Source organism: Streptomyces sannanensis (genome assembly GCF_039536205.1).
GTDB classification, from domain to species: domain Bacteria; phylum Actinomycetota; class Actinomycetes; order Streptomycetales; family Streptomycetaceae; genus Streptomyces; species Streptomyces sannanensis.
In genome coordinates this window covers 2,023,502-2,049,214 of the sequence record NZ_BAAAYL010000001.1, presented here as the reverse complement: position 1 = coordinate 2,049,214, position 25,713 = coordinate 2,023,502, and the positions used below count along the sequence as shown (strand labels likewise).

Genomic DNA, 25,713 nt, shown 5'->3' with positions numbered 1-25,713 from the left:
CGCAGCCGCTACGCGTGCTCGCGCCAGCGGTTGGTGATCGGCAGACGGCGGTCCTTGCCGAAGCCCTTCGACGAGATCTTCGTACCCGGCGGGTACTGCCGCCGCTTGTACTCCGCGGTGTCCACCAGCCGCAGCGTCTTCGCGACGACCTCGGGGTCGAATCCCGCCGCCACGATGGCCTCCCGGCCCCGGTCGCGGTCCACGTACAGCTCCAGGATCCGGTCGAGCACGTCGTAGTCCGGCAGCGAGTCCGTGTCGACCTGGTCCGGGCGCAGCTCCGCGCTCGGCGGCTTGGTGATGGAGTTCTCCGGGATGGGCGGGACCTGTCCGCGCTCCTCCGCGGCCCGGTTGCGCCACTGGGCCAGCCGGAAGACGGTCGTCTTGTACACGTCCTTGATCGGCCCGTACGCGCCCACCGAGTCGCCGTAGAGCGTCGAGTACCCCACCGCCAGTTCGGACTTGTTGCCCGGCGCGAGCACGATGTGGCCCTCCTGGTTGGAGACGGCCATCAGCATCGTGCCGCGCAGCCGCGACTGGAGGTTCTCCTCGGCCAGGCCGGTGAGGCCCAGCGATCCCATGTACGCGTCGAACATCGGCTCGATCGGTACGGTCCGGAAGTGGAGCCCGGTGCGCCGGGCCAGCTCGGCCGCGTCGCCCTTGGAGTGGTCCGAGGAGTACTTGGACGGCATCGATATGCCGTACACGTTCTCCGCGCCCACCGCGTCGCAGGCGATGGCCGCGACCAGTGCCGAGTCGATACCGCCGGACAGGCCGATCAGCACGGACTTGAAGCCGTTCTTGGCGACATACGCGCGCAGGCCCACGACCAGTGCCGTGTAGACCTCCTCGTCGTCGCCGAGGCGGTCGGCGTAGCCGCCGGTCAGCTCCGGCTCGTACGCCTCGACCGGCTCCTCGGAGATCACGACGCGCTCGATCCGCAGCCCGTCGTCGACACGCTGTCCATCAGCGGCTCCGCCCCGGGCGGTGACCGGCTCCGCACTCGCGGCCGGCAGGTCGAGGTCCAGGACCACGCAGCCCTCGGAGAACTGCGGGGCACGTGCGACGACCTCGCCGGACGCGTCCACGACGATCGAGTCGCCGTCGAAGACCAGCTCGTCCTGGCCGCCGGTCATCGCCAGGTAGGCGAGGGTGCAACCGGCCTCCTGGGCGCGCTTGCGCACCAGCTCCAGACGGGTGTCGTCCTTCTCCCGCTCGTAGGGGGAGGCGTTGACCGAGATCAGCAGCCCGGCCCCGGCGGACCGGGTGGCCGGGACGCGGCCGCCCTCCTGCCACAGGTCCTCGCAGATGGCGAGTGCCACATCCACACCACGGACCCGGATCACCGGCATGGTGTCGCCGGGCACGAAGTACCGGTACTCGTCGAAGACGCCGTAGTTGGGCAGATGGTGCTTGGCGAAGCGCAGCACCACCTCGCCGCGGTACAGCACGGCCGCGGCGTTCTCCGGGGAGCCGGCCGGGCGGCCCAGCCTGGACTCGCTCTTCTCGGAGCGGTCCAGGTAGCCGACGATCACCGGGAGCTCCCCGAGGCCCTCGTCGGCGAGGCGTACGGCGAGGGCGCGCAGTGCCTCCCGGGACGCCTCGACGAAGGACGAGCGCAGGGCCAGGTCCTCGACGGGGTAGCCGGTCAGCATCATCTCGGGGAACGCCACCAGATGGGCGCCCTGCCCGGCGGAGTGCCGGGTCCAGCGCACGATCGCCTCGGCGTTTCCGGAGATGTCACCGACGGTGGAGTCGATCTGATTCAGGGCGAGACGTAGTTGAGGCACGAGCCCAGGGTAACCGTCAATCTGACGCGATGTCCCGGCCCGGGGGTGTGGGGCGCCCCACTACGGGGCGCCCGACGGGACCGGCCGCTCTCCGCGGTTCCTGCGGTTACCGGACCGGGCCGGACCAGATCGCGGTCTCGTACTTGAACAGTTCGGGCTCCATCTGGAGCTCCATGCTCGTGGCCGCGTCGGCGGGCAGGGACCAGATGAACTTGGCGACCGCCTGCTTGCCGGGGAGCAGCTTGCCGTTGAACATCGTCGTGGCGTTGCTGCCGTCGAAGACCTGCTCGGCCTCGGCGCCGTTGGCGTCCCTGACGTCCGGCAGGGCGGTGGTGATGTCGATCTGCTCGTTGCTGCCGTTGACGATCGTGATCGTCAGCTGGACCGCCTTGTTGCCCTTCTTGTGGCCCACGGCGAACTCGTCCGGTTCGTAGGCGGACGGCTTGGAGACGGTGACCTTGACGCCGTCCTTGTACGTGTAGGTGTCGCCGAGCTTCAGCTCCGGCGCCTTCGGGGCAGAGGACTCGCCGCCGGAGGAGTCCGAGGAGTCCGGCGCGGCCGCGGAGGCCTCGACCTTGTCGATCTCCTTCTTGATCTCCTCGGTGGCGTCCTTGACCACCATGACGGTGATGATCACGCCGGCCACCGCCATGAGGAGCGAGACACCGCCGAGGATCGTGCCGGCGAGGGCCATGCCCTTGTTCGTGGCCAGGCCCTGGCGGGCACGGCTGTGGCCGATCAGGCCGAAGATCAGCGCGAGTATGCCCAGGAGGCCCGAGATCCAGAACAGGATCGGGATGAGGCCGAACACCACGCCGGCGATGCCGACGATCAGGGCGGCGACACCGAGGCCGTTGCGTGCCTGCTGAGCCGGGGGGTACGGCGCGGTGAAGCCGGGCGGCGGGCCCCACGGGGGCCCGCCGGGGGTGTTCTCGGGCATGGTCATTCTCGGTCCTCAAGGAATCAGAGCAATTTAAGTTCCACTTACAGGGTCTTTATATGCTCCTGACCTTGAACGGTGGGGTCCGGGGGTGGGCTACGCGCCCCCCGGGCCCCGCGGGTCAGCTCCGGTAGCCGAGGAGCGTCATCATTCCCGACTCCGAGTGGTAGAGATTGTGGCAGTGGAGCATCCACAGGCCCGGATTGTCCGCGTCGAACTCGATGGTGAGCTTCCTGTTCGGCAGAACCGCGGCCGTGTCCTTGCGTGCTCCGACCGCGTTGACTCCCGTCATGGCGTAGGTGTGGCCGTGCAGGTGGATGGGATGCCACATCGACGTGGTGTTGATGAAGTCCATCCGGACCCGCTCGCCGGTGCGGACCTCATGGCGCTGGTCCAGCGTGAAGGGCTTCCGGTCGAAGGCCCAGTCCCACCTCTCCATGCCGCCGGTCAGCTTGAGACGGACGGTGCGGTCCGGCTTCCGCCGAGGAAGGGCGACGGACTCGTCGGGCACGAGGCGGTTGGGCGTCACCAGCCGCCGGTCCAGCTCCGCCGGACGCACGGACGGTCCCGGGGCCGTCCCGCTGCCGGTCCGCAGGACGGCCATGGCCGAGGCGTTCTTGCCCTCCGCGAGCGCGGTGAGCGGGAAGACCCCGTCCCCGGCGGTGAACACCACGTCGTACCGTTCGCCCATGGCCAGGAGCAGGGCGTCGGTCGTGGTGTGCCGGACGGGGAAGCCGTCGGTGTGGGTGATCGTCAGCTTGTGGCCGCCGAGCGCCACCCGGAAGGCCGTGTCGCCGCCGGCGTTGATGATGCGCAGCCGGATCCGGTCACCCGGTCTGGCGGAGAACTGCACAGGGTCGTCCGACGTACGCCCGTTGATCAGGTAGTAGGGGTAGGCGACATCGCCCGCCTCACCGCCGAGCAACTTGCTCCTCGAGCCTCTCAGTCGGCGTGACGGGCCGGACCTGCCGGTCTTCGACGGCGACGGTGCGGCCGCCGCGTGCCCGCCGGTCGAGCCGCCGTGGTCCATGCCGTGGTCCATGCCGCCGCCCCTGCCGCCACGGAGCTCGGCGAGGACGTCGTCCGGCGTGGAACCGTCCACCCCGTCGACCCAGTCGTCCAGCAGAACGACCCACTCCCGGTCGTAGGACAGCGGCTCCTTCGGGTCATCCACGATCAGTGGCGCGTACAGTCCGCGGTCCAGCTGCATGCCCGAATGCGGGTGGAACCAGTACGTGCCGGGATACGGCACCACGAACTCGTACGCGAACGAGGCTCCCGGTTTGACCGGCTGCTGCGTCACATAGGGCGCCCCGTCCATGTCGTTGCGCAGGGCGATGCCGTGCCAGTGCAGCGTGGTGGACTGCGGGAGGTTGTTGATGAGGGTGACCGCGAGAGTGTCACCCGCGGTGACCCGGATCTCGTCGCCCGGCAGCCGGTCCGCGTACGCCCAGGACCGGAAGGACCGGCCGGCGCCCAGCTCGACCTTGGTCTGGGTCGCCGTCACCGTGTAACGGCGGACCGGTCCGCTGCCACGCCGCGCCTCGGCGGCGGCGACCTCCGTGCCGTTCGGCGAGACGAATGCCACGGCGGCGGCTCCCGCGGCCGGACCTTGGCCACTGCGGCCCGTTCCGCCGGAACAGGCGGCGAGCAGTCCGGATCCCGCGGCCGCGATCCCGGCGCCGAGCACGGCGCGACGGGTGTGAGAGGTCTGACGGTTGTGCTCCATGCGCATGACTGTGTGCACCTCGTTGTGGGGTGAAAGCGTGGAAAGGCGGGCGTCCGCACATGCCGTCCGGGCAGGACGGTGCGGCCGGACGCGCTCCCAGCGCCGCAGTACCGGCGGTGCTCAGTACGGCCGGGTACAGGGCGGTACGGCGGACATGCCGGCGGATATCTCGTGCCGTGCGTGGCCGGTCCGGTGGCCCATCGTGTGCATGGTGAAGTTGCCGAACAGGAGTGCCACGGGCAGCAACAGCTGCCCGTGGCGAGTGCTCCGTCGGTCCGTCATGATCCGCAGCCTACCCATACCGGGTATGCCGGGCACGTCGGGCGGTCAGCTCCGTGGCTTCGCTCCGCGCTCCTGGAGCATCCGGGCCATCAGATCCAGCTCCGATTCCTGCGCGTCGACCATGCCCTGCGCGAGCTTGCGTTCGACGTCGACCGTGCACCGGTCGGCGCAGCCCTGGGCCATGTGCACCCCGCCCTTGTGATGGTCGGTCATCAGCTGGAGGTAGAGGATCTCGGCCTGCTTGCCCGATGCCCTGCGCAGCTGCTCCAGTTCGGCCTTGGTGGCCATACCGGGCATCAGCGCGCCGGCGCCGGACGGCCCATGGTGCCCGTGGTGCGTCTGCGCCCCCATCCAGGCCATCGGCTCACTGCCGGGGGACACCTTGGGCAGCCCCCACAGGTCCAGCCAGCCCAGCAGCATGCCGCGCTGGTTCGCCTGGGTGTTGGCGATGTCGTACGCGAGACGGCGCACATCCTCGTCGTCCGTTCGGTCGCGCACGATGAGCGACATCTCCACCGCCTGCTGATGATGGACCGCCATGTCCCGTGCGAACCCGGCGTCCGCCGAGTTCTCGGAGGGCGTGGCGGCCGCCGCCCCGGGCCCGTCGTCGGCCGTCGCCGCGTCGTACGCGGCCCACCCGGCGAATTGCAGCGCGATCACGACGGCCGCGGCCGCCGCCCAGTACGTACGGGGGATACGGGTCGTGTGCTTCACTTCGCGCCCAGCCCGCCCGTGCACGCCGCACCCGGCTCGGGCGTCTGCGGGCCCTGCACGTACTTGGTGAAGAACTGGTTCACGCGCGGGTCGTCGGCGCCGTCCACGGTGACCTGCTTGCCCCAGGCGCTCAGCATGATCGCCCCGGACTGGCCGTCGACCGGGCTCATCAGCGAGTACGGCGTCCTGCCGACCTTTTCCTCCAGCTTCTTCAGATCAGCGGCGGGAGCCTTGTCGTTGTACGTCACCCACACCGCGCCGTGCTCCAGCGAGTGCACGGCGTTCACCTCGGGGATCGCCTCCTTGTAGACGTCCCCCTCGCAGTTCATCCAGACCCGGTTGTGGTCGCCGCCCACCGGGGGCTTCATCGGGTACGTGACGCGCTCGGTGACGTGGTCGCGGCCCAGCTTCTTCGCGTCCCAGGACTTCTCGCCCTTCACCGGCGCCTCGGCCCGGGCCTCCTGCTTCTCCTTCTTCGCGGACTCCTTGTTCAGCACATAGCCGCCGAAGCCGACGAGTCCGGCGACGAGGGCCGCGCTGACGGTGATCGTGATGATGCGGTTGCGCCGCTCACGTGCCTGTTCGGCATGGCGCATCTCCTCTATCCGGGCCTTGCGGTCGGCCTTCGAGGCCTTGCTCGTGCTGGATGTGGTCATGGTGTTCGTCGTCCTTCCGGGATATGGGGACCGGGCATGCTGCGGGAGCGGGCGGCCGGTCTATATCCGCAGCACCTGAAGGACATGGAGCCCCGGCGCCCGGGGGCGCACCACGGCCTCGAACACCCCTCCGGCGCGGGGCGGCGCCTCGATGTGCACGGGAGGCGTGGTGTCCGAGGCGGGCGTGTCGAGCGACGGCGCGGTGAGCACGGCCTGGGTGTTCCGCGGGGAGAGTCCGCAGTCCCCGCGTTCGTCCGGGCAGTCGTACTCGGGGGCCGTGTGGGCGAGGGTGATGTGGTGCCCGTCCGTCGTGGCGTCGGCGTGCCCGCCCGGCGCCAGACAGATGAACAGCGCGGCCAGCAGCGTCGCCACGGCACCCAGCAGTGCCATGGGACGCGTGATGCCCATGCGCCGCGCTCCCCCCATGAGCGCAGATGGTAAGCGAGGTTCGGTGCCATGGGGCAGGTGTTTGTCGATGTCCGTCACGAGGAGGCGGTGGAAACGAGCCGCCGATGCCACATGAGCCCTCCGGACAGGGATCGCCTGCCGGACCGCGGGCGTGGACGCCTGAACGGATGCGGTCCGTGGAGTCCTCGCCCAGGTGGCCGTCCCGGCCGGCTGCGCCGCGGCCGTGATCCTCGAGCGGTGACGCTCCGACCGCCAAGATCAGTGGGTGTTCCGCAAGGGCCGGGGCTCCAGGCACTATGGGCGTGAGCGGCACTGCCATGTGATGCGCGGCGTCCCGATGCGCGTGCGCAACGCGCCGGAAACCATGTGGTGGGATGCTCGAGTGCCCCCGATGCGCCCCACGCGTCGGGGCAGGCGGTGACCGGCAAGGATGGGTGGATATGGACAAGCAGCAGGAATTCGTGCTCCGCACGCTCGAGGAGCGCGACATCCGGTTCGTACGCCTGTGGTTCACCGACGTTCTCGGCTTCCTGAAGTCGGTCGCGGTGGCCCCCGCCGAGCTCGAGCAGGCCTTCGACGAGGGCATCGGCTTCGACGGCTCCGCCATCGAGGGCTTCGCACGGGTCTACGAGTCCGACATGATCGCCAAGCCGGACCCCAGCACGTTCCAGATCATCCCCTGGCGCGCCGAGACCCCGGGCACGGCCCGGATGTTCTGCGACATCCTGATGCCCGACGGCTCCCCGTCCTTCGCGGACCCCCGGTACGTACTGAAGCGCAGCCTGGCCAAGACCTCGGACCTGGGCTTCACCTTCTACACCCACCCCGAGATCGAGTTCTTCCTGCTCAAGGACCGCCCCCTCGACGGCTCGCGGCCCACTCCCGCCGACAACTCCGGCTACTTCGACCACACTCCGCAGAACGTCGGCATGGACTTCCGCCGCCAGGCGATCACCATGCTCGAGTCGATGGGCATCTCGGTCGAGTTCAGCCACCACGAGGGCGCCCCCGGCCAGCAGGAGATCGACCTGCGGTACGCCGACGCGCTGTCCACCGCCGACAACATCATGACCTTCCGCCTGGTCATGAAGCAGGTCGCGCTGGAGCAGGGCGTCCAGGCCACCTTTATGCCGAAACCGTTCTCCGAGTACCCCGGCTCCGGCATGCACACCCATCTGTCGCTCTTCGAGGGCGACCGCAACGCGTTCTACGAGTCCGGCGCCGAGTACCAGCTCTCCAAGGTCGGCCGCTCCTTCATCGCCGGCCTGCTCCAGCACGCCGCCGAGATCTCGGCCGTCACCAATCAGTGGGTCAACTCCTACAAGCGCATCTGGGGCGGCTCCTCCAGGGCCGCCGGCGCGGGCGGCGAGGCCCCCTCGTACATCTGCTGGGGCCACAACAACCGCTCCGCGCTGATCCGCGTCCCCATGTACAAGCCGGGCAAGACCGGCTCCTCCCGTATCGAGGTCCGCTCCCTCGACTCGGGCGCCAACCCCTACCTGGCCTACGCCCTGCTGCTCGCGGCCGGTCTGAAGGGCATCGAGGAGGGCTACGAGCTCGGCCCCGGCGCCGACGACGACGTCTGGGCGCTCTCGGACGCCGAGCGCCGCGCGATGGGCATCGCCCCGCTCCCGCAGAACCTCGGCGAGGCGATCGACCTGATGGAGCGCAGTGAGCTGGTCGCCGAGACGCTCGGCGAGCACGTCTTCGACTTCTTCCTGCGCAATAAGCGCCAGGAGTGGGAGGAGTACCGCTCCGAGGTGACGGCGTTCGAGCTGCGCAAGAACCTGCCGGTGCTCTGAGCGCATGCTCCGGGCCGGCGGTCCGTGGACCGCCGGCCCGGAGGTCGGCTCAGTACGTGCCGGTCGGCTCAGTACTGGCCGGTCGGTTCAGCTCTTCTTGGCCATGATCTTCTCGTTGTTGTACTTGCCGCCGGAGCAGTACTCGTGCCCCTTGGCGTGCTTCTTCACGGTGCCGCCGCCTTCCTTGCACTTCGCCGCGGTCGTCTCGTGGGCCGCCTTCGACGCGTGGGGGTCGGGGGGCGCGGCGGCCTGCGCGGTTCCGATGGCACTCATGCCCATGAAGGCTGCGGTGGCGAGGCCCAGGCCGAGCATTCGACGTGTACGCATGGCTTGCTCCTCTCAGATCCCCCGTTCGGGCGTCTCCCAGGATGACCACGCATCGCGCCGGGCGCGCGTCGACTACTCCGAATGGGTGATGGTGCCGCGCAGCAGCAGGGCGCTGCGCCAGAGGTCTTCCCGCAGGTCAGGGGCGTTGCCGAGCTTGGCGGATATCACCATGTCCTCCAGCTGTGCGACCAGGGCCCGTGCGGTCGGCTCGGTGGAGGCCGAGGCAGAAATGCGGCCCTCGGCCGCGGTCTGGTCCAGGGTGGTCCGGACGAGGCCGATCGGTCGTCGAAGATCTCCTTGAGGCGAGCGTGAACAGCCGGTTCCTGGTTGCTGATCTCCTTGGCGCGCCCTGCAGTCGGGCGCCACGGCATTGAAGCTCGCGGTGATCCCGGGCAACGCCCCCGCGATCGCCCTCTACCGGCGCAACGGGTTCGTCGCCACGGGAGAGCTCGGGGGCTTGTTGCCCGATGGCACGACCAGGGAGCACCTGATGACAAAGGCGCTGCGCTGACCGGACAGTGCGCCGGAGCCTTCGCTGCTGTGCGCCGGGGGACATTGGTCAGCTGCCCCGCGACGGTGTCGTTCCAGCCGTAGCCGTAGCCGTAGCCGTAGCCGTAGCCGTAGCCGTAGCCGTAGCCGTAGCCGTAGCTCGGCGAGCAGCTGAGGCCCGCTCGGTGCGCGGGGCAGGTGGGTGGTACGGGCGTGGGGTTGGCAACGGTCTGGATCTGGGGGCTGGGGGCCGGCGTTTGGGCCTGGGGCAGGCCCAACCCCAGGCCCGGCCTTCAGGCATTGCCCCGCCCCCGGTGCGCGCTGCCGCTCGCGGGGGCTACTCCCCGGCGTCCTCCGGATACCAGCGCAGCTCGACGGTGTTCCCGTCCGGATCCTGTACGTAGATCGACCGTGCCGAACCCCGGGCGCCGTAGCGGTCGACCGGGCCTTCCAGCACGGTGAACACGCCCGCATCGATGACCTCCCGCCAGTCCAGCGGATCGACGACCAGGCATATGTGATCCACATTGGACTCGCCGCGTGGGCGGTCGACCAGATCGATGATCGTGGTCGGGCTGATCCGTACCGACGGGAACGGGACCTTGCCGGCCCGCCAATCGTCCACCCGCACCGGCTCCAGGCCGAGAGGCCCGCAGTAGAACTCCAGCGAACGCTCGACGTCCCCCACGTTGAGCACCAAGTGATCGAAGTCCTTGACTCGCATGGGCCCTCCAGTAGCGCAATCAATGTGACGGTCCTACGGAGGTCGTTCGGTGCCATGGGGCACCACCGCAGGGCTGCGGACCGTAGCGTACGTACGGCGAGCCGCCGCCGGCGAGGCACGGAAGCGGGAAGAAGCGACGGGAGCGGCAGCGGTGACGGCCGACGCGGAGCCGTCACCGTGTGGCCGACGTGGCGTCAGTGGCGGTCCGGGGCTTCCTGGATCACCCGGCCGTCGCCGTCCGGGTCACTGAAGGAGACGAAGGAGCTCCAGGTCCCGCCCGGGCCGTCCACCCACTTGCCGTCCTCGATGTGCCGGACCGGGGTGACGTCCACGCCCCGGCCGACGAGTTCGGCACGGGCGGCCGCGATGTCGGGAACGCAGAGCTGCATCCCCTGGTACGTACCGGGGGCCGGCTCCTTTCCGTCGTCGGCCTGGGGCATCCCCGTGCCGATGACGACCGGGCAGCCCGAGCCGGGTGGGGTCAGCCGGATGATGCGGACGCTGTCGCCGATGCGGGTGTCGTGGTCGACGTCGAAGCCGAGCTTGTTCGCGTAGAGGCCCTTCGCCCGGTCCAGGTCGGATACGGGGACGACGATCACTTCGAATGTCCATGGCTGCCCCAGCGACTAGGCTCGAACCCGGACCTTGATCGGCGAGGCAGCACACGGCACGAGGGCGACGGGAGGCGGCGCTATGACCGGGCCGGGGCGCAGGAGCAGTACGTTCACGCGGCTGCTGCGGCACGGTTTCAGTGAGCCCGCTGCCGCCGAGCGGCTGTTGGGTCTGCCGGAGATGGCGCCCGTCCAGTCCGACCCGGTGCTCCTGGACGCGCTCGGTGCGACCGCCGATCCGGACCTCGCGCTGCGCGGGCTGGTACGGCTCGTGGAGGCGCAGGAGCTGGAGGAGCGGCGGGTGCTGCTGGACACGCTGCTCACCGCCAAGCCGTTGCGGGACCGGCTGCTCGGGGTGCTGGGCGCCTCGGAGGCACTGGGGGACCATCTGGCGCGGCATCCGCGGGACTGGCACGCGCTGGTGATGTACGAGTCGGCGGACCTGCACCCCGGGGTGGCGGACTTCGAGCGGGGGCTCGCGGAGGCCGTCGACCCCGTCTCGCTGCGGGTCGCGTACCGCCGCTGCCTGCTGTCCATCGCGGCCCGCGATGTGTGCGGGACGACCGATGTCGCCGAGACGGCCGCCGAGCTGGCGGATCTGGCGACGGCGACGCTGCGGGCGGCGCTGGGTATCGCCCGTACCGCCGCGCCGGAGGATGCCGCGGCGTGCCGGCTGGCGGTCGTCGCGATGGGGAAGTGCGGCGGCAACGAGCTGAACTATGTCTCGGACGTCGACGTGATCTTCGTCGGGGAGCATGGGGGTGCCCCCTGCTCGAGCGGAGCCGAGAGCCCGGGGGAGGACGAAGCCGACGAGGGCAGGGGCCTGAGGGCGGCGACCCGGCTGGCCGCGCACATGATGCGGATCTGCTCGGAGACGACGGTCGAGGGAACGATCTGGCCGGTGGACGCCAATCTCCGGCCGGAGGGGCGCAACGGGCCGCTGGTGCGGACCCTGTCCAGCCATGTGGCGTACTACCAGCGCTGGGCCAAGACCTGGGAGTTCCAGGCGCTGCTCAAGGCGCGGCCGGTGGCCGGTGACATGGCGCTGGGCGAGGAGTACCTGGAGGCGCTCTCGCCGATGGTGTGGCAGGCGGCCGAGCGTGAGAACTTCGTGCCCGATGTGCAGAAGATGCGCCGCCGGGTCGTCGAGACGATCCCGGCCGCGCATCTGGACCGTGAGCTGAAACTCGGTCCCGGTGGCCTGCGGGACGTCGAATTCGCCGTACAGCTACTGCAGTTGGTGCACGGCCGTGCGGACGCGACGCTTCGCAGCGGGACGACCCTGCACGCGCTGCGCGCGCTTGCCGCGGGCGGCTACGTGGGCCGGGCGGACGCCGCGCAGCTGGACGAGGCGTACCGCTTCCTGCGCGCGATGGAGCACCGCATTCAGCTCTACCGGCTGCGGCGCACGCATCTCGTGCCCGAGGAGGAGTCGAATCTGCGGCGCATCGGGCGGTCGCTCGGTCTGCGTGCGGACCCGGTCGCCGAGCTCAACAAGGAGTGGAAGCGGCACGCGACCGTCGTACGGCGGCTGCACGAGAAGCTGTTCTACCGGCCGCTGCTGGACGCCGTCGCCCAGCTCGCACCCGGCGAGACCCGGCTCAGCCCGCGCGCGGCCGGGCAGCGGCTGGAGGCGCTCGGTTACGCCGACCCGGTCGCGGCGCTCAGGCATCTGGAGGCGCTGTCGTCGGGGGTGACCCGGAAGGCGGCGATCCAGCGGACGCTGCTGCCGGTGCTGCTCGGCTGGTTCGCGGACTCGGCGGACCCGGACGCGGGGCTGCTGAACTTCCGCAAGGTGTCGGACGCGCTCGGTAAGACTCCCTGGTATCTGCGGCTGCTCCGGGACGAGGGGGCCGCCGCCGAGAATCTCGCCCGGGTGCTGTCCGCCGGGCGCCTGGCCCCCGATCTGCTGCTGCGGGCCCCCGAGGCGGTGGCGCTGCTCGGCGACCCGGAGGGGCTGAAGCCGCGCAGCCGGGACCATCTGGAGCAGGAGGTCATGGCAGCGGTCGGCCGTGCGGAGACCGTGGAGGCGGCGGTGACGGCGGCGCGCGGCGTACGCCGGCGGGAGTTGTTCCGTACGTCCGCGGGGGACCTGATCGGCTCGTACGGGACGGAGGAGAGCCCCGCGGAGGCGGACCGCGGGGCGTTGGTGGACCAGGTCGGCAATGCGGTCACCGACCTGACCGCGGCCACGATCGCGGGCGCGCTGCGGGCCGTGGTGCGCGAGCAGTGGGGGGACGAGCTGCCCACCCGGTTCGCGGTCATCGGCATGGGCCGTTTCGGCGGTCATGAGCTGGGCTACGGCTCGGACGCGGACGTCGTCTTCGTCCATGAGCCGCGAGAGGGCGTCGACGAGCAGGAGGCGGCCAAGGCGGCGAACACCGTGGTCACCGAGATCCGGCGGCTGCTGCAGGTGCCCTCGGCCGACCCGCCGCTGCTGATCGACGCCGATCTGCGGCCGGAGGGCAAGAGCGGGCCGATGGTGCGTACGCTCGCGTCGTACGAGGCGTACTACCGTCGCTGGTCGCTGGTCTGGGAGAGCCAGGCGCTGCTGCGTGCCGAGCCGATGGCGGGTGACCCGGATCTGGGGCGCCGTTTCCTGGAGCTGGTCGACCCGCTGCGGTACCCGGTGGAGGGGCTCGGCGACGACGCGGTACGGGAGATCCGCCGGCTCAAGGCACGTATGGAGTCGGAGCGGCTGCCGCGCGGTGCCGATCCGGCGCTGCACACCAAGCTGGGCCGGGGCGGGCTGAGCGATGTCGAGTGGACGGTGCAGCTGCTGCAGATGCGGCATGGCTGGGTGGAGCCGGGGCTGCGGACGACCCGTACGAGGGAGGCGCTGCACGCGGCGCACGCGGCGGGGCTGCTGTCCACGGAGTACGCGCAGATCCTGGACGAGGCCTGGGTGCTGGCGACCCGGGTGCGCAACGGTGTGATGCTGGTACGCGGCCGGCCGGGTGACACCTTCCCCTCCGAGACGCGTGAACTGGCGGCGGTGGGAAGGTACCTGGGGTACGAAGCGGGCCATGTCGGTGACATGCTCGACGACTACCGGCGCACGACCCGGCGCGCGCGGGCAGTCGTCGAGGAGTTGTTCTACGGGGCGTGAGCGGTCAGCGCGTCCAGTGGTGACGGACATGCGCGTCCAGCGCGGCGGTCCACTTGGCCAGGTCCATGTCGGCGTAGGCGAAGGTGGCCGGCGGGTGGCCGCCCGGGTGCACATCGACCGAGTCCTCGCGGGCGATGAACACGGCCTCGAGTTCGTACCGTGATCCCCGTCCGTAGGACTCGGGGAAGAAGAAGTCGGTCTCCTGCCAGTAGGGGACCGTCTGGCGGTCCTCCATCCTGGGTGCCCTGCTCAGCAGGCCGATCTTCACCTCGGCCTCGTGCAGCCGGAAGCCCAGGTCCGTGAACGCCTGGAAGAGGGTGTCCTGCGCCGGGAGCGCATGCACCTGGATCTCGTCGAAGTCGCCGCGGTCGACCGCGTTGTCGATCGACAGCTCGGTGCGGACGGCCGCCCGGCCGCCCTTGATGTGACGGCCCTGGGCGTGGGTGAGCGGCATCTCCCACGGCACCTCGACGGCCAGTCGGTGGGTGACGGTCTCCCCGGCCGCGAGCCGGAAGGCGCCCAGCTCGGCCTTGCCTACGGCGTAGGGGTTGTTCCAGCCGCTCGAACCGTCGGGTTCACGGTCTTCCGCTCGGACCACCAGGTCGAGCAGGAGCCGCTCGACCTCCACATCGGCGCCGCCGCCCCGCACGGTCACCGTGCAGATCAGGGTGGATCCCGGCTGGACGACGGGGTTCTCGACGACCGTCTCGACGCTGGGTGCGTTGATGCCGAGCGAGCTCAGGAACTTGCGGAATGCCATGAAGCGTGCCCTCCCCTGAAGATCTGAACGACCGGAACGATCATTCAGCTCAGCACCCTATGCTGTCGCCGCCGGCAGCTCGCGTGAATGTGCGACAAACCCTTTCAGTGCGAGCTCGAACGCCGCATTCGGGAGGGGCGGGCCCCGCGGCCACGCCCCCCTATCCGCCTGCGGTTTCCAGTTGCGGGGTGCTCGCGGGGGGCGATGTCGCCACCACGTGCCTCGGCAGGCGGTGGCACATCGCCCCGTACCACGCCCGCGACACTCCGTAGCCGAACGCCAGGCACAGGGTTCCGCCCACCGCGTCCAGCCAGAAGTGGTTGGCGGTGGCGACGATCACGATCAGCGTGGTCGCCGGGTACAGGAGTCCCAGGATCTTCGCCCATGGCGCCGACGCCAGTAGGAAGATCGTCAGGCCGCACCACAGCGACCAGCCGATGTGCATCGACGGCATGGCCGCGTACTGGTTGGACATGTGCTTGAGGTCGCCCGAGGCCATCGAGCCCCAGGTGCCGTGCACCAGCACCGTGTCGATGAAGTGATGCCCGTTCATCAGCCGTGGCGGAGCGAGCGGGAACAGGTAGTAACCGACCAGTGCCACACCGGTCGTTGCGAAGAGCACCGTCCGTGTGGCGGCGTAACGGCCGGGATGGCTGCGGAAGAGCCACACCAGGACACCGATCGTGACCACGAAGTGCAGCGTGGCGTAGTAATAGTTCATCGTCACGATCAGCCATGTCACGGAATCCACGGCGTGATTGACGGTCTTCTCGAAAGCCAGGCCCATGGCGTTCTCGACGCGCCAGATCCAGTCCGCGTTGCGCAGCGCCTCGGCCTTCTGTTCGGGCACGGCGTTGCGGATGAGTGAGTACGTCCAGTAACTCACGGCGATCAGCAGGATTTCGAACCAGATGCGCGGACGGCGAGGCGTCCGCATCCGCCGCAGTACGGTCGCACTCCGCGACGCCGGTGGCTCCTCCTCGTCCACGATGGGTGACGGAGTGGCCGTCAGGCCTGCAGGATTCTTCACGGTCACTTCACCCATGGGCCTGAGTCTGCCAGATATGTCATTCTTCCCGATCATCCCCTGGTCGGGACTTCCGCGCATGCCCTACGCCTTGGGAAGGGCGGGTCCCGACGCGGTCGAACCGCGGACCACCAGCTCCGGCATGAAGACGAATTCGCTGTGCGGTGCCGGGGTGCCCCCGATCTCCTCCAGCAGTGCCCTGACCGCTGCCTGGCCCATGGCCGTCACCGGCTGCCGGATGGTGGTCAGCGGCGGGTCGGTGAACGCTATCAGCGGGGAGTCGTCGAACCCCACCACTGAAATGTCACGTGGCACTTCGAAGCCGGCCTGACGGGCCGCCCGGATCGCGCCGAGCGCCATCATGTCGCTGGCGCAGACCACCGCCGTACAGCCGCGGCCGATCAGTGCGGTGGCGGCGGCCTGGCCGCCCTCCAGGGTGTAGAGGGAGTGCTGGATCAGCTGCTCGCACTCCTCCTGCGTCACCCCGAGCCGGTCCCGCATACCGGCCGTGAAGCCCTCGATCTTCCGGACGACCGGGACGAAGCGCTTCGGCCCGACGGCGAGTCCGATCCTCGTGTGTCCGAGGGAGGCCAGATGGGTGACGGCCAGTCGCATGGCGGCCCGGTCGTCGGGGGAGATGAAGGGGGCCTGCACCTTCGGGGAGAAGCCGTTGACGAGGACGAACGGCACACCCTGGCCGCGCAGCTGCTCGTAGCGCTGCATGTCGGCGGTGGTGTCGGCGTGGAGTCCGGAGACGAAGATGATGCCGGAGACACCCCGGTCCACCAGCATTTCGGTGAGTTCGTCCTCGGTGGAGCCGCCCGGGGTCTGGGTGGCGAGGACGGGCGTGTAGCCCTGACGGGTGAGTGCCTGGCCGATGACCTGGGCCAGCGCGGGGAAGATGGGGTTCTCGAGCTCGGGGGTTATGAGCCCGACGAGCCCGGCGCTGCGTCTGCGCAGCCGGACGGGGCGTTCGTAGCCGAGTACGTCGAGTGCGGCAAGCACCGATTCGCGGGTGGCCGCGGCAACCCCCGGCTTGCCGTTGAGGACCCGGCTGACCGTCGCTTCGCTGACACCCGCCTGGGCTGCGATGTCGGCGAGCCGTGCGGTCATGGAAGTGGACTGTACCGGTCGCATGTCAGATTGCCCACCACGTGCAGGATTCGGCGGGCAGGCAGACCGTCCCGCCGGTGGTCTCCGGTGCCGCGGAGGAGAGCAGTACGCGGCCCGGTACGGGCAGGACGGCGTCGGTGCCGGCCGTGTTGACCGTGCACACGAAACCGTCGCGGGCGAAGGCCAGTACCCCTTCGGGGGCGTCCAGCCAGTGCATGGCGCCGTCGCCGAGGCCCGGGTGGCGGCGGCGCAGGGTGAGGGCCCGCCGGTAGAGCTCCAGGGTGGAGGCGGGGTCGCCGCTCTGCGCCTCGATGCTGAGCCCGGCCCAGCCTGCGGGCTGGGGAAGCCAGCTGCCGCCGGGGCCGAAGCCGTGCGAGGAGCCGTCGCGGGTCCAGGGAATGGGCACGCGGCAGCCGTCACGGAAGCCGTCCTGGCCCTCGGCGCGGAAGAAGGAGGGGTCCTGGCGCAGGTGGTCGGGCAGGTCGGTGACTTCGGGCAGGCCGAGTTCCTCGCCCTGGTAGACGTACGCCGAGCCGGGCAGCGCCAGCATGAGCAGGGCCGCGGCGCGGGCCCGCCGCAGGCCTCCGGCGCCGTCGCCGTAACGGGTGAGGTGGCGTACGACGTCGTGGTTGGACAGCACCCAGGTGGCGGGCGCGCCGACGGGGCGCAAAGCGGCCAGGGAGTCGTCGATGACCGCGCGCATCCGGTCCGCGTCCCAGGGGCAGCGCAGGAACTGGAAATTGAAGGCCTGGTGCAGTTCGTCGGGGCGTACGTACAGTGCGAGCCGCTCCGGGGACGGCGCCCAGGCCTCGGCGACGCCGATGCGCTCGCCGCCGTACGAGTCCAGCAGCCGGCGCCAGGTGCGGTGGATCTCGTGGACGCCGTCCTGGTCGAAGAACGGCAGCACCTGGGAGCCGATCAGTTCGGCCTGCTCACGGGCGCCGATGTCGGGCAGTCCGGGGGCCTTGACCATGCCGTGCGCGACATCGACCCGGAAGCCGTCCACGCCGAGGTCGAGCCAGAAGCGCAGTACGGACGTGAACTCCTCGCGCACCTCCGGGTGGTCCCAGTTGAGGTCCGGCTGCTCGGGGGCGAAGAGGTGCAGGTACCACTCTCCCCCAGCCTCCGGCTGGGAGGTGCCCCCATTGCCGTCCGGCACCTCCGTCCTGGTCCAGGCGGGGCCGCCGAAGACCGACTCCCAGTCGTTGGGCGGGAGGTCCCCGTGTGCGCCCCGGCCCTTGTGGAAGTGGTAGCGCGCGCGGGCCGCACCCCCGTGTCGGCCCGCGCGCGCCTCCCGGAACCACGGATGCTGGTCCGAGGTGTGGTTGGGGACGATGTCCACGATCACCCTGAGGCCCAGCCCGTGGGCGGTACGCACCAGTTCATCCGCATCGGCGAGGTCTCCGAAGAGGGGGTCGACGGCTCGGTGGTCGGCCACGTCGTAGCCGCCGTCGGCCTGGGGGGAGGCGTAGAAGGGGGTGAGCCAGACGGCGTCCACGCCCAGCCCGGCGAGGTACGGCAGCCGGTCGCGGATGCCGCGCAGATCGCCGATGCCGTCGCCGTCGCTGTCGGCGAAGGAGCGCACGTACACCTCGTAGATCACGGCGTCGCGCCACCAGCCCCGGGCCGGCCGGGCGGTGGACGGGGTGACGTCGGTGGTGAGCTCCTGCGTCATGGGCGTCCCTCTCGGAGGCGGACAGTTCCGGAAATACCGGATCTACGGGATCAGCACCGTTGTGCTCCGAAGGTAACAGTCCTGCAAGTCCTTGCGGAAGGTATTGCAGGCGTCGCGCGCGGCGCACGGGGGCGTGCGGTCGTGGATGTCGGGGCGCGTAACGGCAACTGTGAGGACACGCGGATGTAACGATCAGCCCGGCTTGCAGAAATCTTCCGCAAAGTCTTTCGGTCTTCTTTCATCCTTGTTACGTTCCTCGACGATCCGGAGCCGTGATGGAGCGGCACCCGTTGAAGGAGTACACATGCGACGTGGCATAGCGGCCACCGCTCTGGTCGCGGCCCTGGCGCTCGCGGCGACGGCCTGCGGCGGCGACAGCGACAACGGTGACAAGGGTGACAAGAAGAGCTCGGGCGAGCTCTCCGGCACCGTCACCTGGTGGGACACGTCCACGGTCGGCAGCGAGGACAAGGTCTTCAAGAAGCTCGCCGAGGACTTCACCACGCTGCACCCCAAGGTCACCGTCAAGTACGTCAACGTGCCCTTCGGCGAGGCGCAGAACAAGTTCAAGAACGCCGCCCAGTCCGGCTCCGGCGCCCCCGACGTGATCCGCTCCGAGGTTGCCTGGACGCCCGACTTCGCCGACCTCGGCTACCTCGCCCCGCTGGACGGCACCCCGGCCGTCAAGGACGAGGGCGACTTCCTGAAGCAGGCCGCCGCCTCCACCAAGTACGACGGCAAGACCTTTGCGGTGCCGCAGGTCATCGACTCCATGGGCATCTTCTACAACAAGAAGATCTTCAAGGAGGCCGGTGTCGAGGTCCCCAAGACCATCGACGAGCTGAAGACCGTCTCCAAGACCATCAAGGACAAGACCGGCAAGACCGGCCTCTACCTGCGCGGCGACGACCCGTACTGGTTCCTGTCCTTCCTCTACGGCGAGGGCGGCGACATGGTCGACGCCAAGGCCAAGACCGTCACGATCGACAACCCGGCCGGCGCCAAGGCCATGACCGTCGTCAAGGACCTGGTCGACTCCGGCGCCGCCAAGACCGACGCCACCGACGGCTGGAACAACATGCAGTCGGCCTTCAAGGACGGCAAGGTCGCCATGATGATCAACGGCCCGTGGGCCGTCACCGACACCTACGCCGGCAAGGAGTTCGCCGACAAGGCCAACCTCGGCATCGCCCCCGTGCCCGCCGGCTCGGCCGGCCAGGGCGCCCCGCAGGGCGGTCACAACCTCGCCGTCTACGCCGGCTCCAAGAACCTCGACGCCTCCTACGCCTTCGTCGACTACATGACCTCCGCCGCCAGCCAGGCCAAGGTCGCCAAGGAGCTCAGCCTCCTGCCCACCCGTACCTCCGCCTACAGCCAGCCGGACGTCAGCGGCAACCAGATCGTCGGCTTCTTCAAGCCGGTCGTCGACAAGGCCGTCGAGCGCCCCTGGATTCCGGAGGGCGGCAGCCTCTTCGAGCCGCTGAAGGTCGAATACACCAAGGTCCTCACCGGCCAGACCACCCCGGACAAGGGAGCCAAGGCGGTGGGCGACGCCTACCGCAAGCTCCTCAAGGACTGGAAGTAAGAGAGGCAGACCGGCACATGGCTGGCTGCGACACCTGCCGCACAGGTCGAGCGAACTGCTCGAAGTAACAGGGAAGGCAGAACGACAGATGGCTGTCCACACCAGCGGCCAGTCGGTGGCGAAGGCCGCGGGTGACGATCTCACCCGCGGCCGCAGCCGCGACAACGGCACCCCTCCCGGCCGGCTGCGCCGGGCCCTCGGCACCCACTGGTACGCCTGGACCATGGTCGCCCCCGTGGTGATCGTGATCGGCGTGATCATCGGCTATCCGCTCGTCCGCGGCGTCTACCTCTCGCTGACCGATGCCAACGAGCGGAACGTCGCCCGGTCGATCGGCGTCAACCACCTGCCCGCGACATACGAGTTCGTGGGGCTCGACAACTACGTCGACGCGCTCACCGGCAACCAGTTCCTGGGTACGCTCGGATGGACGCTGGTCTGGACGGTCTCCTGTGTGTCCGTCACCTTCGGCCTGGGCCTCGCCCTCGCCAACGTCCTCAACCGGCGGATCGCCGGCCGGTCCGTCTACCGGATGCTGCTGATCCTGCCCTGGGCCGTGCCCGGCTTCGTCTCCGTCTTCGCCTGGCGCTTCCTCTACAACGAGGACAACGGCCTGCTCAACAAGATCCTCGCGGGCGGCGGCATCGACGCCGTGCCGTGGCTGAACGACCCCTCCTGGGCCAAGCTCTCCGTCATCGCCGTCAACGTCTGGCTCGGTGTGCCGTTCATGATGGTCGCGCTGCTCGGCGGCCTGCAGTCCATTCCCGGCGAGCTGTACGAAGCCGCCGAGATGGACGGCGCCAACGCCTGGCAGCGGTTCCGCCACATCACCATGCCCGGGCTGCGATCGGTGTCCAGCACCGTGATCCTGCTGAGCACCATCTGGACCTTCAACATGTTCCCGGTGATCTTCCTGCTCACCCGGGGCGGTCCCGGTGAGGCCACCCAGATCCTGGTCACCCAGGCGTACAAGTTCTCGTTCGAGATCAGCCCGCGCGACTTCGCGCAGTCCTCGACCTGGGGCGTACTGATCCTCGTACTCCTGATGATCTTCGCCGCGGTCTACCGGCGAGTCCTCCGCAAACAGGGAGAAGCCTGGTGACCACCGCGGCCCCCAACGCACCGGTCCGCGGCCGACGCTCGCCGCTGGCCTCCTTCGGACTGCACGCCACCCTCGTCGTGACCTCGGTGATCGCCGTCTTCCCGGTGCTGTGGGTCTTCCTGACCTCCATCAAGCCGGCGAAGTACGCCGCCACCACCGACTTCTTCAAAGAGACGACCTTCGAGAACTACAGCAATCTGCTCGACGACACCCCGTTCCTGACGTGGTTCGGCAACTCGCTGCTCGTGGCCGGCCTGACCACCGTCCTCGGCGTCTTCGTCTCCGCCACCACCGGTTACGCCGTCAGCCGCTTCCGCTTCCCCGGCAAGCGCGGGCTGATGTGGACCCTGCTGGTCACCCAGATGTTCCCGGTCGCGGTCCTCATCGTGCCGATCTACAACATCATGGCGGGCCTGGGCCTGCTCAACGAACCCGCCGGCCTGGTGATCACCTACCTCACCATCGCGGTGCCGTTCTGTGCCTGGATGATGAAGGGCTTCTTCGACACCATCCCGCGGGAGATAGACGAGTCGGGCCAGGTCGACGGACTCACCCCGTTCGGCACCTTCTGGCGGCTCATCCTGCCGCTCGCCCGCCCCGGCCTCGCGGTCACCGCCTTCTACTCCTTCATCACCGCCTGGGGCGAGGTCGCCTACGCCTCCGCCTTCATGGTCGGCGACGAGAACCTCACCCTCGCGGGCGGCCTGCAGAAGTTCGTCAACCAGTACGGCGCCCAGTGGGGCCCGATGACCGCGGCCTCCGTGCTCATCGCCATCCCCGCCGCGGTGGTCTTCCTCTTCGCCCAGCGCCATCTGGTGACCGGCGTCTCGGCGGGCGCCGTCAAGGGCTGACCACTTCCCACTGCCGCATTCTGCTCTCCGTACCCCCCATGACACCCAGGGACGACATGACCCAGCACCTCGCTGCCCCCGACCACCCCTCCAGTGACACGCGCACCGGCTGGTGGCGGGACGCGGTGATCTACCAGGTCTATCCGCGCAGTTTCGCCGACGCCAACGGCGACGGCATGGGCGATCTCGAAGGCGTACGCAGCAGACTGCCCTACCTCGAGGAACTCGGCGTCGACGCCGTCTGGCTGTCGCCGTTCTACGCCTCCCCGCAGGCCGACGCCGGCTACGACGTCGCCGACTACCGGGCCATCGACCCCATGTTCGGCACCCTGCTGGACGCCGACGCGCTGATCCGCGACGCACATGAACTGGGCCTGCGCATCATCGTCGACCTGGTGCCCAACCACTCCTCCGACCAGCACGAGTGGTTCAAGCGCGCCCTGAAGGAGGGCCCCGGCTCCCCGCTGCGTGCCCGCTACCACTTCCGCCCCGGCAAGGGCGAGAACGGTGAACTCCCGCCGAACGACTGGGAGTCCATCTTCGGCGGCCCGGCGTGGACACGGGTGGCCGACGGGGAGTGGTACCTCCATCTCTTCGCACCCGAGCAGCCCGACTTCAACTGGGAACACCCGGCCGTCGCCGACGAGTTCCGCTCCATCCTGCGCTTCTGGCTCGACATGGGCGTCGACGGCTTCCGCGTCGACGTCGCCCACGGCCTGGTGAAGGCGGCCGGCCTGCCCGACATCGGAGGCAGCGACCAGCTGAAGCTGCTGGGCAACGACGTCATGCCGTTCTTCGACCAGGACGGTGTCCACGAGATCTACCGCTCCTGGCGCGCGATCCTCGACGAGTACGACGGTGAGCGCATCGCCGTCGCCGAGGCATGGACGCCGACCGTCGAGCGCACGGCCGACTACGTCCGCCCCGACGAGCTGCACCAGGCCTTCAACTTCCAGTACCTGGGCACCCACTGGGACGCGGCCGAGCTGCGCGAGGTCATCGACGTCTCGCTGGCCGCGATGCGCCCGGTGGGCGCGCCGGCCACCTGGGTGCTGTCCAACCACGACGTCACCCGGCACGCGACGAGGTTCGGCAACCCGGCGGGCCTGGGCACCCAGCTGCGCGAGCCCGGCGACCGCGAGCTCGGCCTGCGCCGCGCCCGCGCCGCCACCCTGCTGATGCTGGCGCTGCCCGGCTCGGCGTACGTCTACCAGGGCGAGGAGCTCGGCCTGCCGGACGTCACCGACCTGCCCGACGAGGTCCGTCAGGACCCGTCCTTCTTCCGCGCCGAGGGCCAGGACGGCTTCCGCGACGGCTGCCGGGTCCCGATCCCGTGGACCCGGGAGGGTTCGTCGTACGGCTTCGGCTCCGGCGGCAGCTGGCTGCCGCAGCCGTCCTCGTGGGCCGAGCTGAGCGTGGAGGCGCAGACCGGTGACCCCGGCTCCACCCTGGAGCTCTACCGCGCCGCGCTCGCCACGCGCCGCGAGCACCCGGGGCTCGGCGCGGGCTCGGACGTGACCTGGCTGGACGCGCCCGAGGGCGTGCTGGCCTTCGCCCGCGACGGCTTCGTGTGCACGGCCAACACCACCGGTGAGGCCGTACGCATCCCCGCGCCCGGCCGTGTGCTGCTGGCCGGCACCCCGGTGACGGTGACGGACGGCGCCGTCGACCTGCCCGCGGACAGCACAGTGTGGTGGACAGTGTGACAGCCGGACCCCCTCGGCTGGCGGACATAGCGGCACAGGCCTCGGTCAGCGAGGCCACCGTCAGCCGGGTGCTGAACAACAAGCCGGGCGTCTCCACCGCCACCCGGCAGCGGGTGATCGCCGCCCTCGATGTACTCGGCTACGAACGGCCCGTACGGCTGCGGCAGCGCAGCGCCGGACTGATCGGGCTGGTGATCCCCGAGCTCAGCAACCCGATCTTTCCGGCGTTCGCCCAGGTCATCGAGCAGGTCCTGGTCGGATACGGCTATACCCCGGTGCTGTGCACCCAGCTCCCCGGCGGGGCCACCGAGGACGAACTCGTCGAGCAACTGGAGGAAACCGGCGTCAGCGGCATCGTCTTCCTCTCCGGCCTGCACGCCGACACCACGGCCGACCCCGCGCGCTATGACCGCCTCGCCGCGCGCGGGGTCCCTTTGGTTCTCGTCAACGGCTACAACGAGCGCATCGACGCGCCCTTCGTCTCGCCCGACGACCACATGGCGATGCGCATCGCCGTACGCCACCTCGCCGACCTCGGCCATGAGCGCATCGGCCTCGCGGTCGGCCCCCTGCGCTACGTCCCCTCGCGCCGCAAGACGGAAGGCTTCCTCGACGCGGCCGGCCCCCACTCCGGCCCCTTCGTCCGCCACACCTTCTTCAGCGTCGAAGGCGGCCACGCGGCCGCCGCCGAGCTGCTCGACGCCGGCTGCACCGGCATCGTCTGCGGCAGCGACATGATGGCCCTCGGCGTGGTCCGCGCGGCACGCGAGCGCGGCCTCGACGTGCCGAGGGACGTGTCGGTGGTCGGCTTCGACGACTCGACGCTGATCGCGTTCACCGACCCGCCCCTGACGACGGTCCGCCAGCCGGTCCAGGCGATGGCGACGGCGGCGGTGGGCGCGCTGCTGGAGGAGATCGGCGGCAATCCGGTACAGCGCACGGAGTTCGTCTTCCAGCCGGAGCTGGTGGTGCGGGGTTCGACGGCGCGGCCGAGGCGGACAGATATGGTCGCCGGCACCGACGGCTGAGGGCTACTGCCCGTACGGCTCGCTGTAGAGGTCGGCGTGTACCTCGGCGTGGACTTCGCTACGGGCCTGACGGAGTGCGGGACCGCCGACGTAGCGCTGGGTGCGCGAGTGCCCGACGGGTTCGATGAGGTTGAGTCGGCGCAGGGTACGGAGGTCGGCGAGGGCCTGGTCCCGGGTGAGGCTCTCTTCGGCCTGATAGGTGGCGCGGCGGAGGTGGCCGTGGGCTGCCGCGTAGAGGGCGGAGAGGGTTCGCTCGTCCAGGTGGTGGCGCTCGGCGAGCCCCTCGAGGCGGTGCCAGAGCCGGGCGGCGACTTCGAAGCGGCGCTGCACTTCCTGAGCCTGGAGGTGATGGGCGGTCAGGCAGAACCTGACCCACGCGTGGGCATCCCGCTCCGGTTGCCATGACCCGGCTTGAACGGTGCGCAAGGCGGCGTAGTACTCGCGGGTGTTGAAGTCGTCGGCGCCGAGCCACTCCTCGATGCTCGAGAACTCGGGAGCGAGGACGCCTTCCCGCGCAAGCACAAGGGTGTGAACGGCACGGGACATGCGGCCGTTGCCATCACGCCAGGGGTGAATGGACACGAGATTGAGGTGGGCCATCGAGGCGCGGACGAGAGCCGGGGTGTCCAGGTCTCCCTCGCTGAGCCAGCGGACGAGTTCGTCCATGAGCACGGGGACCTGCTCCGGATCAGGAGCGCTGTAGACGGGGGGCCGGTTGGGGCCGCCGGAGACCCAGACGCCATTGGTGCGGTACTCACCGGACCCGACCCCGTCGTCGTCCTTGGTCATCATGAAGTGCAGGGCGGACAGGAGGGTGTGGTCCCAAGCGAAGAACCGGAACCCGGATGCCCGCTGGATGTAGGTGAGGGCATCTCGGTAGCCGGTGACGGCGTTCCGGGTGGCCTCGTCCGTACCGGGGGAGATCTCCCCGCCGGCCATCATCGTTTCGGCGTCCTCGAGCGAGATGGTGTAGCCCTCGATGTGAGTCGAGCCGCGAACTGCCGCTGCCGTGAGCGACCGGCGGAGCTGTCCTTCCCACCGGCGAGGCTCGGCGAGGAGATGACGGAACTCGGCGCGGAAGGTCTCGATCTCGCTGATGACTCTGTGGTCGTCCGGGCTGAGCCGCGGAGTGGCGAACAGCATTCTTCGATGCTACGACGCACGTAGGGTCGGTGTCTCGGAGGCCATGCAGGCGCACGGAGTTCGTCTTCCAGCCGAAGATCGTGATGCGCGGTTCGACGGCGCGGCGTCGCTCACACCGGTGAACCGGGCCTCTTGGCGTGGAGCC

Annotated in this window: 22 protein-coding genes; 7 read left to right on the top strand and 15 right to left on the bottom strand. The window is 69.7% G+C overall.

What is annotated here, in order from left to right; translation table 11 throughout:
* Window positions 1–8: 8 nt before the first annotated feature.
* From ABD858_RS09485 to ABD858_RS09455, 7 genes are all read right to left on the bottom strand, one after another.
* Window positions 9–1,787: an NAD+ synthase gene (locus ABD858_RS09485; RefSeq protein ID WP_345035811.1), complete on the bottom strand. Its 1,779-nt coding sequence runs from the start codon at window positions 1,785–1,787 to the stop codon at window positions 9–11.
* A gap of 106 nt (window positions 1,788–1,893) precedes the next feature.
* Entirely contained in the window at window positions 1,894–2,733 is an 840-nt protein-coding gene (locus ABD858_RS09480; protein WP_345035809.1) for a DUF4190 domain-containing protein, read from the bottom strand.
* Window positions 2,734–2,848: 115 nt separating this feature from the next.
* On the bottom strand, window positions 2,849–4,456 hold the full coding sequence (locus ABD858_RS09475) for a multicopper oxidase family protein (protein ID WP_345035808.1): 1,608 nt from the start codon (window positions 4,454–4,456) through the stop codon (window positions 2,849–2,851).
* Between the two features lie 120 nt (window positions 4,457–4,576).
* Entirely contained in the window at window positions 4,577–4,738 is a 162-nt protein-coding gene (locus ABD858_RS09470) for a hypothetical protein (RefSeq protein ID WP_345035806.1), read from the bottom strand.
* A 45-nt stretch (window positions 4,739–4,783) separates the two neighbouring features.
* Window positions 4,784–5,452: a DUF305 domain-containing protein gene (locus ABD858_RS09465; protein ID WP_345035805.1), complete on the bottom strand. Its 669-nt coding sequence runs from the start codon at window positions 5,450–5,452 to the stop codon at window positions 4,784–4,786.
* Window positions 5,449–6,108, bottom strand: a complete 660-nt coding sequence (locus ABD858_RS09460) for a thioredoxin-like domain-containing protein (protein ID WP_345035804.1) — start codon at window positions 6,106–6,108, stop codon at window positions 5,449–5,451. Before ABD858_RS09460 ends, ABD858_RS09465 begins: the two co-directional genes overlap by 4 nt.
* Before the next feature lie 60 nt (window positions 6,109–6,168).
* On the bottom strand, window positions 6,169–6,516 hold the full coding sequence (locus ABD858_RS09455; RefSeq protein ID WP_345035802.1) for a hypothetical protein: 348 nt from the start codon (window positions 6,514–6,516) through the stop codon (window positions 6,169–6,171).
* 440 nt (window positions 6,517–6,956) lie between these two features.
* Between ABD858_RS09455 and glnA the strand changes: the two genes are divergently transcribed.
* Window positions 6,957–8,318, top strand: a complete 1,362-nt coding sequence (gene glnA / locus ABD858_RS09450) for a type I glutamate--ammonia ligase (RefSeq protein WP_345035801.1) — start codon at window positions 6,957–6,959, stop codon at window positions 8,316–8,318.
* A gap of 87 nt (window positions 8,319–8,405) precedes the next feature.
* Here the strand turns inward: glnA and ABD858_RS09445 are convergent, their stop codons facing one another.
* From ABD858_RS09445 to ABD858_RS09435, 3 genes are all read right to left on the bottom strand, one after another.
* Window positions 8,406–8,645: a hypothetical protein gene (locus ABD858_RS09445; protein WP_345035800.1), complete on the bottom strand. Its 240-nt coding sequence runs from the start codon at window positions 8,643–8,645 to the stop codon at window positions 8,406–8,408.
* A gap of 826 nt (window positions 8,646–9,471) precedes the next feature.
* Window positions 9,472–9,858: a VOC family protein gene (locus tag ABD858_RS09440; RefSeq protein ID WP_345035799.1), complete on the bottom strand. Its 387-nt coding sequence runs from the start codon at window positions 9,856–9,858 to the stop codon at window positions 9,472–9,474.
* Between the two features lie 194 nt (window positions 9,859–10,052).
* Entirely contained in the window at window positions 10,053–10,457 is a 405-nt protein-coding gene (locus tag ABD858_RS09435) for a VOC family protein (protein ID WP_345035798.1), read from the bottom strand.
* Between the two features lie 94 nt (window positions 10,458–10,551).
* On the opposite strand from ABD858_RS09435, the gene ABD858_RS09430 reads away from it, so the two are divergent.
* A complete protein-coding gene (locus ABD858_RS09430; protein WP_345035797.1) occupies window positions 10,552–13,578 on the top strand; it encodes a bifunctional [glutamine synthetase] adenylyltransferase/[glutamine synthetase]-adenylyl-L-tyrosine phosphorylase in 3,027 nt (1,008 codons plus the stop codon).
* A 4-nt stretch (window positions 13,579–13,582) separates the two neighbouring features.
* Here ABD858_RS09430 and ABD858_RS09425 read toward each other — a convergent pair whose 3' ends face one another.
* The 4 genes from ABD858_RS09425 to ABD858_RS09410 all read right to left on the bottom strand — a co-directional run bounded on the left by ABD858_RS09425 (window position 13,583) and on the right by ABD858_RS09410 (window position 18,153).
* Window positions 13,583–14,338, bottom strand: a complete 756-nt coding sequence (locus ABD858_RS09425; protein WP_345035796.1) for a sporulation protein — start codon at window positions 14,336–14,338, stop codon at window positions 13,583–13,585.
* 160 nt (window positions 14,339–14,498) lie between these two features.
* On the bottom strand, window positions 14,499–15,383 hold the full coding sequence (locus ABD858_RS09420; protein WP_345035795.1) for a phosphatase PAP2 family protein: 885 nt from the start codon (window positions 15,381–15,383) through the stop codon (window positions 14,499–14,501).
* Between the two features lie 66 nt (window positions 15,384–15,449).
* The gene (locus tag ABD858_RS09415; protein ID WP_345035794.1) at window positions 15,450–16,478 is read right to left on the bottom strand and encodes a LacI family DNA-binding transcriptional regulator; all 1,029 of its coding nucleotides are present in this window, start codon (window positions 16,476–16,478) and stop codon (window positions 15,450–15,452) included.
* Window positions 16,479–16,503: 25 nt separating this feature from the next.
* A complete protein-coding gene (locus ABD858_RS09410; protein WP_345035793.1) occupies window positions 16,504–18,153 on the bottom strand; it encodes a glycoside hydrolase family 13 protein in 1,650 nt (549 codons plus the stop codon).
* A gap of 304 nt (window positions 18,154–18,457) precedes the next feature.
* Between ABD858_RS09410 and ABD858_RS09405 the strand changes: the two genes are divergently transcribed.
* The 5 genes from ABD858_RS09405 to ABD858_RS09385 all read left to right on the top strand — a co-directional run bounded on the left by ABD858_RS09405 (window position 18,458) and on the right by ABD858_RS09385 (window position 24,425).
* Window positions 18,458–19,738, top strand: a complete 1,281-nt coding sequence (locus ABD858_RS09405) for an extracellular solute-binding protein (RefSeq protein WP_345035792.1) — start codon at window positions 18,458–18,460, stop codon at window positions 19,736–19,738.
* 88 nt (window positions 19,739–19,826) lie between these two features.
* On the top strand, window positions 19,827–20,840 hold the full coding sequence (locus ABD858_RS09400) for a carbohydrate ABC transporter permease (RefSeq protein ID WP_345035790.1): 1,014 nt from the start codon (window positions 19,827–19,829) through the stop codon (window positions 20,838–20,840).
* Entirely contained in the window at window positions 20,834–21,691 is an 858-nt protein-coding gene (locus ABD858_RS09395) for a sugar ABC transporter permease (protein ID WP_345044388.1), read from the top strand. Before ABD858_RS09400 ends, ABD858_RS09395 begins: the two co-directional genes overlap by 7 nt.
* A 56-nt stretch (window positions 21,692–21,747) precedes the next feature.
* A complete protein-coding gene (locus ABD858_RS09390; protein WP_345044385.1) occupies window positions 21,748–23,397 on the top strand; it encodes a glycoside hydrolase family 13 protein in 1,650 nt (549 codons plus the stop codon).
* Window positions 23,382–24,425, top strand: coding sequence for a LacI family DNA-binding transcriptional regulator (locus tag ABD858_RS09385; protein WP_425586177.1), 1,044 nt, complete (start codon window positions 23,382–23,384; stop codon window positions 24,423–24,425). Before ABD858_RS09390 ends, ABD858_RS09385 begins: the two co-directional genes overlap by 16 nt.
* A 3-nt stretch (window positions 24,426–24,428) precedes the next feature.
* Here the strand turns inward: ABD858_RS09385 and ABD858_RS09380 are convergent, their stop codons facing one another.
* Entirely contained in the window at window positions 24,429–25,568 is a 1,140-nt protein-coding gene (locus ABD858_RS09380; RefSeq protein ID WP_345035788.1) for a Fic family protein, read from the bottom strand.
* Window positions 25,569–25,713 lie beyond the last annotated feature (145 nt).

Excerpts from the sequence above, each read along its gene's own strand:
- ABD858_RS09480 (WP_345035809.1), bottom strand. The coding sequence starts at position 2,733 with ATGACCATGCCCGAGAACACCCCCGGCGGGCCCCCGTGGGGCCCGCCG.
- ABD858_RS09475 (WP_345035808.1), bottom strand. The coding sequence starts at position 4,456 with ATGGAGCACAACCGTCAGACCTCTCACACCCGTCGCGCCGTGCTCGGC.
- ABD858_RS09470 (WP_345035806.1), bottom strand. The coding sequence starts at position 4,738 with ATGACGGACCGACGGAGCACTCGCCACGGGCAGCTGTTGCTGCCCGTG.
- ABD858_RS09460 (WP_345035804.1), bottom strand. The coding sequence starts at position 6,108 with ATGACCACATCCAGCACGAGCAAGGCCTCGAAGGCCGACCGCAAGGCC.
- ABD858_RS09455 (WP_345035802.1), bottom strand. The coding sequence starts at position 6,516 with ATGGGCATCACGCGTCCCATGGCACTGCTGGGTGCCGTGGCGACGCTG.
- glnA (WP_345035801.1), top strand. The coding sequence starts at position 6,957 with ATGGACAAGCAGCAGGAATTCGTGCTCCGCACGCTCGAGGAGCGCGAC.
- ABD858_RS09445 (WP_345035800.1), bottom strand. The coding sequence starts at position 8,645 with ATGCGTACACGTCGAATGCTCGGCCTGGGCCTCGCCACCGCAGCCTTC.
- ABD858_RS09440 (WP_345035799.1), bottom strand. The coding sequence starts at position 9,858 with ATGCGAGTCAAGGACTTCGATCACTTGGTGCTCAACGTGGGGGACGTC.
- ABD858_RS09430 (WP_345035797.1), top strand. The coding sequence starts at position 10,552 with ATGACCGGGCCGGGGCGCAGGAGCAGTACGTTCACGCGGCTGCTGCGG.
- ABD858_RS09425 (WP_345035796.1), bottom strand. The coding sequence starts at position 14,338 with ATGGCATTCCGCAAGTTCCTGAGCTCGCTCGGCATCAACGCACCCAGC.
- ABD858_RS09420 (WP_345035795.1), bottom strand. The coding sequence starts at position 15,383 with ATGGGTGAAGTGACCGTGAAGAATCCTGCAGGCCTGACGGCCACTCCG.
- ABD858_RS09415 (WP_345035794.1), bottom strand. The coding sequence starts at position 16,478 with ATGACCGCACGGCTCGCCGACATCGCAGCCCAGGCGGGTGTCAGCGAA.
- ABD858_RS09410 (WP_345035793.1), bottom strand. The coding sequence starts at position 18,153 with ATGACGCAGGAGCTCACCACCGACGTCACCCCGTCCACCGCCCGGCCG.
- ABD858_RS09405 (WP_345035792.1), top strand. The coding sequence starts at position 18,458 with ATGCGACGTGGCATAGCGGCCACCGCTCTGGTCGCGGCCCTGGCGCTC.
- ABD858_RS09400 (WP_345035790.1), top strand. The coding sequence starts at position 19,827 with ATGGCTGTCCACACCAGCGGCCAGTCGGTGGCGAAGGCCGCGGGTGAC.
- ABD858_RS09390 (WP_345044385.1), top strand. The coding sequence starts at position 21,748 with ATGACCCAGCACCTCGCTGCCCCCGACCACCCCTCCAGTGACACGCGC.
- ABD858_RS09380 (WP_345035788.1), bottom strand. The coding sequence starts at position 25,568 with ATGCTGTTCGCCACTCCGCGGCTCAGCCCGGACGACCACAGAGTCATC.